11 protein-coding genes are annotated in these 11,224 nt (G+C 37.6%); 7 read left to right on the top strand and 4 right to left on the bottom strand.

All coding sequences use genetic code 11. From position 1 onward, the window contains the following. Positions 1-221: 221 nt before the first annotated feature. The 4 genes from adhE (at position 222) to V7077_RS16000 (ending at position 5,569) form a co-directional block, all read left to right on the top strand. On the top strand, positions 222-2,825 hold the full coding sequence (gene adhE, locus V7077_RS16015) for a bifunctional acetaldehyde-CoA/alcohol dehydrogenase (RefSeq protein WP_335503738.1): 2,604 nt from the start codon (positions 222-224) through the stop codon (positions 2,823-2,825). A 380-nt stretch (positions 2,826-3,205) separates the two neighbouring features. Continuing rightward, positions 3,206-3,880 carry a hypothetical protein gene (locus V7077_RS16010; protein ID WP_335503736.1) on the top strand — a complete coding sequence of 225 codons (675 nt, stop codon included), beginning with the start codon at positions 3,206-3,208 and terminating at the stop codon, positions 3,878-3,880. A 21-nt stretch (positions 3,881-3,901) separates the two neighbouring features. Next, the gene (locus tag V7077_RS16005) at positions 3,902-4,471 is read left to right on the top strand and encodes a polyhydroxyalkanoate biosynthesis repressor PhaR (RefSeq protein ID WP_335503734.1); all 570 of its coding nucleotides are present in this window, start codon (positions 3,902-3,904) and stop codon (positions 4,469-4,471) included. An 18-nt stretch (positions 4,472-4,489) separates the two neighbouring features. Next, the gene (locus V7077_RS16000) at positions 4,490-5,569 is read left to right on the top strand and encodes an alpha/beta fold hydrolase (protein ID WP_335503733.1); all 1,080 of its coding nucleotides are present in this window, start codon (positions 4,490-4,492) and stop codon (positions 5,567-5,569) included. Between the two features lie 60 nt (positions 5,570-5,629). On the opposite strand, the gene V7077_RS15995 is transcribed toward V7077_RS16000, so the two are convergent. Beyond that, a complete protein-coding gene (locus tag V7077_RS15995; RefSeq protein WP_335503731.1) occupies positions 5,630-6,412 on the bottom strand; it encodes an alpha/beta fold hydrolase in 783 nt (260 codons plus the stop codon). Positions 6,413-6,558: 146 nt separating this feature from the next. Here V7077_RS15995 and phaQ point away from each other — a divergent pair, with 146 nt between their 5' ends. The 3 genes from phaQ to V7077_RS15980 all read left to right on the top strand — a co-directional run bounded on the left by phaQ (position 6,559) and on the right by V7077_RS15980 (position 9,105). Next, entirely contained in the window at positions 6,559-6,996 is a 438-nt protein-coding gene (phaQ, locus tag V7077_RS15990; RefSeq protein WP_335503729.1) for a poly-beta-hydroxybutyrate-responsive repressor, read from the top strand. Next, positions 6,974-7,549, top strand: a complete 576-nt coding sequence (locus V7077_RS15985; RefSeq protein WP_335503728.1) for a hypothetical protein — start codon at positions 6,974-6,976, stop codon at positions 7,547-7,549. Before phaQ ends, V7077_RS15985 begins: the two co-directional genes overlap by 23 nt. A 362-nt stretch (positions 7,550-7,911) precedes the next feature. Next, positions 7,912-9,105: a C40 family peptidase gene (locus tag V7077_RS15980; RefSeq protein WP_335503726.1), complete on the top strand. Its 1,194-nt coding sequence runs from the start codon at positions 7,912-7,914 to the stop codon at positions 9,103-9,105. Positions 9,106-9,310: 205 nt separating this feature from the next. Here V7077_RS15980 and V7077_RS15975 read toward each other — a convergent pair whose 3' ends face one another. The 3 genes from V7077_RS15975 to V7077_RS15965 form a co-directional block, all read right to left on the bottom strand. Next, positions 9,311-9,712, bottom strand: a complete 402-nt coding sequence (locus V7077_RS15975; RefSeq protein WP_335503724.1) for a hypothetical protein — start codon at positions 9,710-9,712, stop codon at positions 9,311-9,313. A 198-nt stretch (positions 9,713-9,910) separates the two neighbouring features. Further along, entirely contained in the window at positions 9,911-10,351 is a 441-nt protein-coding gene (locus V7077_RS15970) for a DUF6114 domain-containing protein (RefSeq protein WP_335503722.1), read from the bottom strand. Between the two features lie 37 nt (positions 10,352-10,388). Continuing rightward, the gene (locus V7077_RS15965; protein WP_335503720.1) at positions 10,389-10,991 is read right to left on the bottom strand and encodes a DUF6230 family protein; all 603 of its coding nucleotides are present in this window, start codon (positions 10,989-10,991) and stop codon (positions 10,389-10,391) included. Positions 10,992-11,224: the final 233 nt, after the last annotated feature.

Raw genomic sequence — 11,224 nt, 5'->3', positions numbered from 1 at the left:
TTTAGGACCTTTTTTTATGCTGTCACTTTCACAGTCACGGATATTAATGAACATTTTGTGAATTATTAAAAAGTGAATGGCTATTCATTCATTTTTACGCAAATTTCGACATACTTCGAGAATCTCGCATGATATATTTTAGCCAGAAGAATCAAAGGCCTTAACCCATTGGCCTCTGTCTTGAGCAGGCAGGAAATTGACAAAATATGAGGTGAAAATAAATGGCTGTAGAAGAGAAAGTAGTACAAGAAAAGCAAATGGTTACAGAAGCAATTGATCAATTAGCCAATAATGCAGAAAAAGCTTTAAGGGAATTGCGCGGCTATACACAGGAAATGGTCGATAAAATCGTAAAGGAAGTGGCTTTAGCGGCGCTAGAAAATCATAAAAAACTCGCGAAGCTAGCGGTAACAGAAACGAGACGCGGAGTTTATGAAGACAAGGTATTTAAAAATATGTTTGCAACAGAATTTATCTACAACAACATTCGGGATATGAAAACTGTAGGGGTAATTCATGAAGATGAAAATGAAGGGATGGTTGAAATTGCAGAGCCTGTGGGAGTTATTGCTGGCGTAATTCCAATTACAAACCCAACATCTACAGTTATTTTTAAATCTTTAATTTCACTCAAAACAAGAAATCCGATTATTTTTGCCTTCCCACAATATGGTCAACAATGCTGTACTGAAACAGCAAAAATACTTTTGGATGCTGCGATTAAAGCAGGCGCTCCCGAAAATTGCATCCAGTGGATTGAATCTCCTTCGCATGAAGCCTTTCAAACCTTAATGAGACAGCCAAAGATTTCACTTATCTTGGCAACAGGAGGACCAAACTTGGTAAAGGCAGCGTATAGCTCAGGGAAACCGGCACTTGGGGTGGGGGCTGGTAATGTACCTTGTTATATCGAAAAAACAGCCAATATCAAACGTGCTGTCAATGATGTAATTTTATCTAAAACCTTTGATAACGGAATGATTTGTGCTTCGGAACAAGCCTTAATTATTGATCAAGAAATCTATAATGAAGTAAAACAAGAACTGATTGAAAATAATTGTTATTTTCTAAGTGAAGATGAACGAAAAATGGTCGAAAAAGCAGTCATTTTTGAAAAAACAGGTTCCATTAACAATTTAATTGTGGGACTGTCTGCATCAATGATTGCTAAGTTTGCCGGGATCAAGGTACCTGCTAATACAAAAATATTAATTGCAGAACTAGAAGGAGTAGGTCCGAATGAGCCTTTATCCTGCGAAAAATTAAGCCCGATTTTAGCTTGCTACAAAGTTAATAGTTTTGCAGAGGGATTGACAGTTGCTGAGGAGACATTAGAATACGGCGGGTTAGGACACTCCGCAGCGATTCATACCTCAAATCAAGATTTGGTAGATATTTTTTCACTACGATTAAAGGCAGGCCGTATTATGGTTAATACGCCATCAACTCATGGGGCCATCGGAGATATTTATAATACATCGCTGCCATCCTTAACAATTGGATGTGGAACATATGGAGGGAATTCTGTGTCACAGAATGTCGGAGCCCAAAATCTGCTCAATATTAAAAAAGTTGCGAAAAGAAGGACGTTCACGCAATGGTTTAAAGTACCATCACAGGTTTTCTTTGAGAAAAATTCAGTGCAAACCCTCGCTGCCATTCCGGGTATTACAAAAGCTTTCATCATTACAAGCGGAAGCCCCTTAAAAAATGGCTATGTCGATAAAGTTCTCTATTATTTAAAAAAGAATCAAAACAGTATTCAATTTGAAACCTATGCAAATATTGAGCCTGAGCCAACGATTGAAACGGTTATGGATGGAGCAGAAAGAATGCGCAAGTTCCAGCCTGATTGCATTATTGCCTTAGGCGGAGGGTCGGTAATGGATGCGGCAAAAGCGATGTGGCTTTTCTACGAACATCCCGATACAGATTTCCGGAGCTTAACACAAAAATTCTTTGATCCGACAAAAAGGGTCGTGAAATTTCCGGAAATGCGGACAAAAGCTAAGTTTGTGGCGATTCCGACTACCTCCGGGACAGGCTCAGAGGTTACGGCATTCTCAGTTATAACAGATAAAAAAGCAAATATTAAATATCCGCTTGCCGACTTTCAGCTTACTCCCGATGTGGCAATCGTGGATCCACAGTTTGTCATGACGGTTCCTAATCATGTAACTGCTGATACAGGCATGGACGTCTTGACACATGCTATTGAGGCTTATGTGTCGGTATTAGCAAATGATTTTACAGATGGACTTGCTTTAAAAGCGATTCAGTTGGTCTTTCACTATTTACCTAGGGCATATCGAGATGGGGGCGATGAACTGGCCCGTGAGAAAATGCACAATGCCTCTACCATTGCGGGGATGGCCTTTGCTAACTCGTTCTTAGGAATTAATCATAGCCTTGCCCACGTGCTAGGAGCTGAGTTTAAAATTTCGCACGGACGTGCCAATGCCATTTTATTACCACATGTCATCCGTTATAACGCTGCAAAACCAAATAAATTTATGACCTATCCTAAATATGAACACTTTATTGCGGATGAGCGCTATGCGGAAATTGCTAGAATGCTCGGTCTTCCTGCCAGAACCACAGAGGAAGGAATTGATAGTTTAATAAAGGCAGTAATATCCCTTGCACAAGAGCTGGATATTCCAATGAGTATTCAAGCGAATGGTGTAAACAAAGAAGAATTTGAAAGCAAAGTAGCGGAACTCGCGGAACTTGCCTTTGATGATCAAGATACAATCGCAAATCCAAAACAGCCATTTATCAGTGAACTAGCTGAAATCTATCAACAGGCCTTCAAAGGAATCTAGAACGAGCATCTCTATATTTCAGTCCCATCCTTGGGACTGAATTAGTTGTTTTAACCATAAATTATCAGTAATTGTAAAGTTAACTATTATAAATGAAGATGTTTAATTACTGAATTTGAAGGTGAATATCGAATTTTTTGTGAACAAAGCAGCAGGAATGTCGAAATATACCAGTATTATCTTAAGTTCTTATTTGAAAATTGAGAGGAACCGCATTTAACCAATTCTGATTCATGAATTATCTTAAAAATATGTTGTGTTTTGTCGAAATTGTGATGTTTACAAATTTCTTTTTTAAAACAATAATTTAAGAGATTACAACATCTTCCATGTAAAATTATAGGAATCCAGTTTAAGAAATTTGAAAGGGTGAGTAATGAATGGCTGACAAAAAAGAAACGGAAAAAGATGTATCCGAGCAGGTCGAAAATAAGAATGAAGATGCAGAAGTAATGAAACAACCAACAGTAGAAGACGCTGTTGAAAAGGATGAAAGCGAAGAACAGTTTTCAAGCTTAGACATGCTATGGCACCAAGCTTTTGGTGAATTAGACGAATGGGCAAAACGTGCCAATCAGCGAGATGGGTTATTCTTTAAAGCGGCAAAGCAATTTGCTGATGGTGTTCAGCGTAATCAGGGAAATCTTATCGAACTTGCTTCACAATTTTATCAAGAATTCTCTGCTTGGGAAAAAACTGCTCGAGAAGAATTTTTAATGTCTACTACCAGCCTGCAGCATTTCTTCCCGCTTAAATCTTATGAAGATATTAATGCACAAATTGACCAGGTCCAAGAAAAAACGTTAAATATTTTAGCGGCCCCATGCGAGCGGTTTGCCAGTACACTGTCAATGGATAGGTATCTTGAAATGATAGAGAAGTATATTGCGCTGAGAAAGAGAGGCAGAGAGCAGTATATAAACACAGTCAAACAAGCCGGGAACTTAATTTATGAAAATCAAAAGAGCTTTGTAAATCTTTTTGCCAGACAGATTAAAACATTAATGTTTCCGTTAAGTAAGTACTTGGAAAAATCAGAAGAGATAATTAAATGATAAAACCGAGGAGTGATTTGGGTGACAAATGATAAAACATATCAACCATTTGAGGGAATCAAACGAATTAGCGAAATGTGGGAAAGACAAATAAATGGGCTATTATACATGGTGAGTGATAACAATGAATTCGTCAAACTTTTAAAGTCTGGCACAGATGGTCATGCTCGTTATTTGGAACTCCTCAGAAAAAGACAGGAACTAGTGGCTGGTGTAATGAATCTTCCAACAAAAAAAGATGTGGCAAACGTTGCTAAGTTATCCATCCAAGCCGAAGAAAAAATGGATATCCTCGAAGAGCAAATATGGAATCTCCAAGATAGCCTTGGTACGGTGAATAAAGGGAATGTAGAGATGTTCCAAGAAATGGTGAATGTTGTTAAACAAATGAAAGATGATTTTCAGCAGATAGAATTAAATCATGCAAACGAACTATCAGATGTTCAGGTTGAATTAAGAGAATTAAAGCAAAACTTAAGCCAATTAAGTGAGATCAAGTCTGAACTTGAACAGATGAAGAACCTTTTTCAAGAGGAGAAACTCAAAAACAAAGACTTAGAGCTCGCTGTTGCTGGCACAACCGAGTCATAATGGAAGGAGCATACGCTGATGAGTGAAACCGTATCACTTAAGAATATAATCCCGGTGGTAGATTTTGAGAAGGAAAAAGTTAGGTGGAACCAAATAAATAAAGTCTTAACCGAACCTAAACCGGATATAATACCTACACCGAGGGAGGTTATTTGGAAGAAAAATAAATCCACCTTATATTTTCACCCTGCAAAGGAAAAAAAATATCAGATTCCATTGTTTTTAGTCTATTCACTGCTAAATAAATCATATATTTTAGACATCGGGGAAGGGAGCAGTGTGGTAGGCGGCCTTACAGAACGGGGATATGATGTTTACTTCTTCGATTGGGGTTCCCCAGGCTATGAGGATCGTGAAATTACCCTTGATAATTATATTATCGATTATTTGGAAAATGCCGTAAAACGAGCTTTACGCCACTCGGGCGCAGGAGAGATTTCAATGGTTGGCTATTGCTTGGGTGGAACTATTTCAGCAATTTTTACATCTATTACAAAATTACCAATCAAGAATCTCGTTCTAGCAACCGTTCCAATTGATTTTAGTGTCGGGATTGTCCCTGACAAATGGTTAAAAGGGCTTCAAAAGGGGCAAATCGATTTTGATCGTTTTTCTGATGTATATGGTGTAATTCCATCAGAATATTTATATCTTATGTTTCGAGGGCTTTCACCAGTTTATGTTAGTCCATGGGTAAATTTAATTACGCGTGCCCATGATGAAAAGTATGTCGAGAAATGGCGTCGAATGGACAAATGGACAAAAGATACAGCCTCTTTTGCCGGCGCCGCTTTTAAACAGATGTTCAATGATCTATATAAGGATAACAAACTATTAAAGGGCGAACTTATAATCGGAGGCAGAAAAGTAGATTTAAAAAATATAAAGTGTCCCGTTTTTGTTTTCTCAACATCAAGAGACACACTTGTACTGGAGAAACAAAGCCTGCCAGTTATGGACATGATTTCGAGTGAAGATAAAACCTATGAAGTATTCGAGGGCGGTCATGTTTCACTTGCATTAACCGGCAAATTTGCAGTGTTTGCTGACAAATGGCTTAAGTCTCGGTCAAATCAACTCGAGGAAGTGCCTGTATAATTCCTATTAAAGTAAGTGACGGGAAGAAGGGTGGGGGCCCTATACTTCCCGTTTTACCATTTACACAGCAGTTTTATGCTGATTGAGGAACCTCCGCAGCAGTTGGTTAAACCGGTCTTTTGCTTCAAGCTTGGCAAGGTGACCGGTATTCCTCAAAATGATAAATTCAGAATGTGGAATCAGCTTATGCATACAAGCTTGAATCCATACCGGTAATACAGAGTCATACTGTCCTCCGATAATTAGAGTTGGAACTTTAATTACGGGCAATAAAGATCGATTATTTACTTCAAGGCACATTTTTAATGATTCTAGAAAAATAAAATGTTTTGGGCGGAAATAATGGCTAAAGGTATCCATTAAATTTTTATTCCAGGAGTAAAGTGCCATATGGGCGAGGAATTCCGTTTGTTTTCCTGCTCTGGTAACATCCTCAAATTTTGCTTTTCGATTATTAAATAAAAGACTCTTTAATTTTTGGGGGAAGTAATGGAAAGTGCTAACGAGCATCAGTGACCGACAAAGGTCTGGGGCTTGGCGGTATATTTCTTGAGCAACTGCTCCACCCATTGACAGACCAAGAATGTGAGCGTTTTCAATATGCAGTTCCTTTAATAAACCTATTAAGTCTTTTGCAAAGTTGGGTATCGAAATCCCATCTGTTCTTGTACAATCCCCGTGTCCACGTAAATCCGGTATGATCAACTCGAATTGATCGGCTAATTCATACTGGTTACTCCAGCCTTCTTTGACTTCTCCTAAACCATGAATTAGCACGAGGGGTTCCCCTTTTCCAAAATGTAAGTAGGGTACACCCAATTCACTAATTTTAGTATTTACCATTTTACACCACCTTTTCCATTTTTATCAGTTTATATCCAACATAACTGAGTTGTAAATATCCAAATCTAATTTAATATATATTTATTTTAATTATTGCCAAATATAACCTATAGGTGTAAAATACATATAGGTGAGGTGATAAAGATATGGTGAACCAAGATAACCAATCAGTCAATCCATCCAAAAATTTTGTGCTGCCATTTATTTTATTGCTTCTTAGTAAAGTATCTCTTCATGGTTATGAACTTAGCCAAAAGCTGGAGGCATTCGGTTTTAAAACACTTGATCAAGGCAACTTATATAGGATGCTAAGACAGCTTGAAAAGGATGAACTAGTTTCATCTGAATGGGATACAACAGGCAGCGGACCGGCTAAAAGAAGATATTCAACTACACAAGCTGGGATTACATACTTAAAAGGATATGCAAATCAACTTGAGACGTATCAATCCATCCTAGATCAATTCTTCAAGATGTATTCTAGTTTACTTGAGCTCTATATTCCTTCCTTTCAGAAGAAGGATCCAATAGAGAAAGTTAATAATACTAGGAGGAGGAAGAATGATGGTACAGAAAAAAAATGAAACGGTTCCTACTGAAGATTTAGTAGAATCTATACCTGTGGGTTCTTTTGTTGCTACTTTTTGGGATCAGTTTGAACAATCAGGTGAACGTGCACGACAATTAAGAGAAAATCGAGAAGATGCTTATTTTAATGCGGTAAGAGAGGTTATTAAATTCAATAAGCAATATCGAAAGTCCATTGCGGCATTATATGAGCAAGCAAGAAGGACGAATAAAGAAGTGGTTTCTGACGTAATGCATCAAATTAACACGGGTAAAGAGAAACCGGAGGTAACTTCTGAGGATCGTGAAGAGCTTAAGAACCAGTTAAAAGAAGTTACCGGCCAAATGGAAAAATTGGCGTTAACACCAGTTCGGTCCATTTTCCATATTATTGATCAATTTGAGGATAATTTTGAGAAGAATGCAGAAGCAGGTATTGCTTATAGCCGTGAACGTAGAAATGCATGGGAAGAAGTCCGCAAAGAATATGTTAAAAAAGCACGCAGTACACATTTAGATTTTATAGATCGAAGTAAAAATAGTTTGAAAGAGCTTGTAAAAACTCGTTAAATTAATGTATCGCAAATGGGGAATAATACCATTATTGTACCATTCTATATCAATGTTAGACCACATTCTCTCTTAAGGAAATAGAGAGTGTGGTTTTTTGTGTTTCTAACAAGAAATTTGAACGTTTTGTTGCCAAAAACCATAATTTTCCTTTTGGAATATAAATGTCATATAATCATAACTTATTTGACGAAATTAGATGATATACTTCTAATTGAGGCCGGATAGGATGATATAGGGAAATGTTTTTCTAATGTCCTTACATACGGAAGTTTGGAAATGCAGATATTTATTACTAGTCTTCGATACACCATTTCTATTACTCTAGGTAATTCGAAAAATGATGAAGGCAGGAAAATAAAATGAAAAAGAGACTTACAGTGCTTTCTACAACGATTATATTAGGGATTGGCAATATCTCTTTCCTTCCTGCAGTCAAAGCAGAGGAACCAAACCTTAAAGGTATCCAGGAGGAGCGGGCGGGAATCCAGACTGAAATAACAAAAACAGACCAGGAAATTTTTCAAGTCCAAGATGACTTGGCTAAATTAACAGAGCAAATAAAAAGAGTTGATCAAGCAATTATTGATAATAACAACATGATTGCCCAGACAGAAGTAAAGGTTCAGGCTTCCGAAAAGGAAGTATTAGGACTAGAACAAGAAATAACCTTTATTAGGGATAGAATCAATAAAAGGAATCAACTCCTGAAAAAACGTGCCTTAGCCTTACAAGAAAGTGGTGGGAAGGTAAAATATATTGATGTATTTTTAGGTTCTGACAGTTTTGGAGACTTCATCGGGCGTTTTAATGCTGTTGCTGCCATGGTTCAAGCCGATCAAGACCTTGTTAAACAGTATGAGGAGGACCAAAAAGCAGTTGTAAACAAACAAGCTATTGTTGAAAAAAAGCTAAGCGATCTAAAAACAATGAAAATAGAGCTTGAAGGGATGCAGGCACAAATTTTAGAACAAAAAGAAGAAAATGATACCTTGAAAGAAGAATTGGAGCAAAAAGAGCAAGAAAAACTCTTTCAAAAGGAGAAGTTACACCAACAAGATCTGTCACTTGCATTAAAAGAAGGAGAGATAGGTACTGTAAGCCAAAATTCCCTTTCGACGAATTCAACTCTTATTAATGCCGGAATTCCAACAACCACTAGTGAAGCAATCAATATTGTTATTCATGCTGGTGAAAAATATATCGGAAATTCAGTGTATGTATTCGGCGGAGGAAGGAATGCTTATGATGTTTCACAAGGAAGATTTGACTGCTCTGGGTTTGTAGCATGGGCATTTGCCCAAGCCGGGATTAAAGTTGGGGCCCATACAGATATATTGAAAAACTTGGGGAAAAGGGTATCATTTGCTGAAGCCCGGCCTGGTGATTTGGTGTTCTTTGATACTTATAAAATTGACGGACATGTCGGAATTTATTTAGGCAACGGGAAGTTTATTGGATCGCAAAGCAGAACTGGAATTGCGGTTGCGGATATGACGAATGGATATTATTTGAAAAAATTTAACGGACGAGTAATAAGAATTATCAATAACTAATAATTAAAGAGGCTGACCCAAACGGGGATAATGAATAATTTTTGAACACTCTGTTGATTGGAGCGGAAGACGCGAAGACTCCTGCGGGAGTATGGGGCAGGGGAGACCCCGCAGGAGCGAAGCGCCTGGAGCGGAAATAAACAGATTTGTTTAATGTGTAAAAAAGAAGGTGACTCTAAAGTTATGCTTTTGGGACACCTTCTTTTTATGGGTTTAGAGTATTTAGAATCTGTTCCAACAAGTCCTTGGTTTGTATTAGTTCTTGTTCATTTTTTGGTTCCATCTCAACCACACCATTACTGCTAAAACTCACATTGAGTTTGGGTAAAGCTGAACTGTCTGTTGTGACATTATGAGCTAAGAGTTTTACATTTTTTAAACCGATATTTCCGTTCTTTGGCAGATAGGGTTCTGCCAAATCTGCATTGGTAATTTTCACACTAAGATTTTTGAAATTTACGGATTCATTTGGAATCATATCAATTGAAATTAAACCATTTTTCGTTTTCATTACCTTTTTTATCACTAAACCATCGGCATGAAGGTTATCAAATTTCATTTCAAGCATAGGCTGATTTTTTTTCTCCGTTGTATCTCCCGTAGTCATGTTAATTTCTTTTAAGGTCCCCTCCATTTGTGAGGCCTGGATAATAAACCCAATGATTGCTGGGTTTTCTGCGAAACTTTCTTTGATGGGAAAAAGCAGCACACAAAGGGATAGAGTCAATATAATTATTAATTTGTAAAAGTACTTTTTCTGTGTCAAAGTTATCACCGTTTCTATAAATGCTATAAGTCCATGGATTTAATCCGAAATGATTTCTTTACCGGAAGCTATCTCTTTTTCTACAATAGGATCTTTTAAAGGTTTCTGATTTGAATGGTTAGCGGCTAGCTCAGGTTTCCAGGCAATAAGAATGGCTCCGCCAATAATTCCTAAAATGGTGCCTATGAGGAGCCCTCCTAATGCGCCTAAGATTGAGAGAACTGATGCAAAAATGGCTAATATGCCAAGTAATGTTGAAAGTTTTGGCATTACATAGGATAGAACTCCCATTAGCAGCGTGAGTCCTCCGAAGAAAAAGCCGGTAAATAACATGCTTCCTGGTCCAGCCGCTAGTTCATACAGCTGGGCTGGCACATATAAAATGATTAGTCCTGAAAGGGAACACAAGGTCGCCCCCCAAAAAGGGCGCCTTGCTCTCCACTTCTTGAACCGCTCACGTTTTGAATAAGTAGGGTTCATTTTTATCATCCTTACTCCGTTTCTGTGATAGTTATGATTAATTGGTCGGAACTTCGAAGTAAACTCGCATATTGGATAACGTTACCTTATCCTGCCATAGATATAGCGTTTTCAATTCGCCATTATTAATTGTAATGGTATTAGCACTTTGGGTGAATCCTTCAGCAGCTTGTGTAAGGGGATCTTTATCGGCGACATATGTCTCTTTCATTTCCATTTTTGAAAATTCCGCATCTCCCGAAACAACTGTAGCTTTTTGTAGTAAACCGTCGATCTGCACTGGTTTATCGTTGTTTTTTGATGCAATCACTACTCTAAAAGTAGGGAGTCCAGGAATTGAGATATCTTTAGAAATCTCCAGCCCCCAAATGGTAGCGTGTTCAATTTTATTTACTGCAACAGGATTATTTCTCTTTGAAACACTATCTGCCATTCCACCTAATAATTGAAATCCTGTGCCTTCCATTTTGTTAAAAGCAACAGTGAACTCACCAACACCACTTAATGGAACTGCAGCGGCCACACCTGTGATCCCGAACAGACCAAGAAGGGATCCTAAAAATATAAAACCTCCTAATAATGCCACAACTAACCTTTTCTTGACTGTCTGACCGCCTATGATAATAGATTCAGCCGTCATTTTCTTTCCTCCCTTTTTATTTTTTCTAAATAGTTATCGCACTCTATTTTTATATATTTGAAAGTGCTTTCACCATTCGTCACAATTTTATGATAAATAGATAAATTAGGTAATCCCTACATTTGTAGGAAGTTTATTAGACTCTTACAAGTGGAGTGACAAAGTTTACAAATTAAGGTGAAATAATAGGAAAATTGGCAGGGATTTTGGCAGGTTTAAAAGAATTATGTAAT

The organism is Neobacillus vireti (genome assembly GCF_036962465.1).
Lineage (GTDB): Bacteria > Bacillota > Bacilli > Bacillales > Cytobacillaceae > Neobacillus > Neobacillus vireti_B.
Note: the sequence above shows the minus strand (reverse complement) of the source record. Positions and strands in the feature narration are given on the sequence as shown.

Bases quoted from the DNA above. Each gene is read 5' to 3' on its own strand.
- V7077_RS15995 (WP_335503731.1), bottom strand. From the start codon at position 6,412: ATGGTAAATACTAAAATTAGTGAATTGGGTGTACCCTACTTACATTTT.
- adhE (WP_335503738.1), top strand. From the start codon at position 222: ATGGCTGTAGAAGAGAAAGTAGTACAAGAAAAGCAAATGGTTACAGAA.
- V7077_RS15985 (WP_335503728.1), top strand. From the start codon at position 6,974: ATGATGGTACAGAAAAAAAATGAAACGGTTCCTACTGAAGATTTAGTA.
- V7077_RS15980 (WP_335503726.1), top strand. From the start codon at position 7,912: ATGAAAAAGAGACTTACAGTGCTTTCTACAACGATTATATTAGGGATT.
- V7077_RS15965 (WP_335503720.1), bottom strand. From the start codon at position 10,991: ATGACGGCTGAATCTATTATCATAGGCGGTCAGACAGTCAAGAAAAGG.
- phaQ (WP_335503729.1), top strand. From the start codon at position 6,559: ATGGTGAACCAAGATAACCAATCAGTCAATCCATCCAAAAATTTTGTG.
- V7077_RS15975 (WP_335503724.1), bottom strand. From the start codon at position 9,712: ATGACTACGGGAGATACAACGGAGAAAAAAAATCAGCCTATGCTTGAA.
- V7077_RS16000 (WP_335503733.1), top strand. From the start codon at position 4,490: ATGAGTGAAACCGTATCACTTAAGAATATAATCCCGGTGGTAGATTTT.
- V7077_RS16010 (WP_335503736.1), top strand. From the start codon at position 3,206: ATGGCTGACAAAAAAGAAACGGAAAAAGATGTATCCGAGCAGGTCGAA.
- V7077_RS15970 (WP_335503722.1), bottom strand. From the start codon at position 10,351: ATGAACCCTACTTATTCAAAACGTGAGCGGTTCAAGAAGTGGAGAGCA.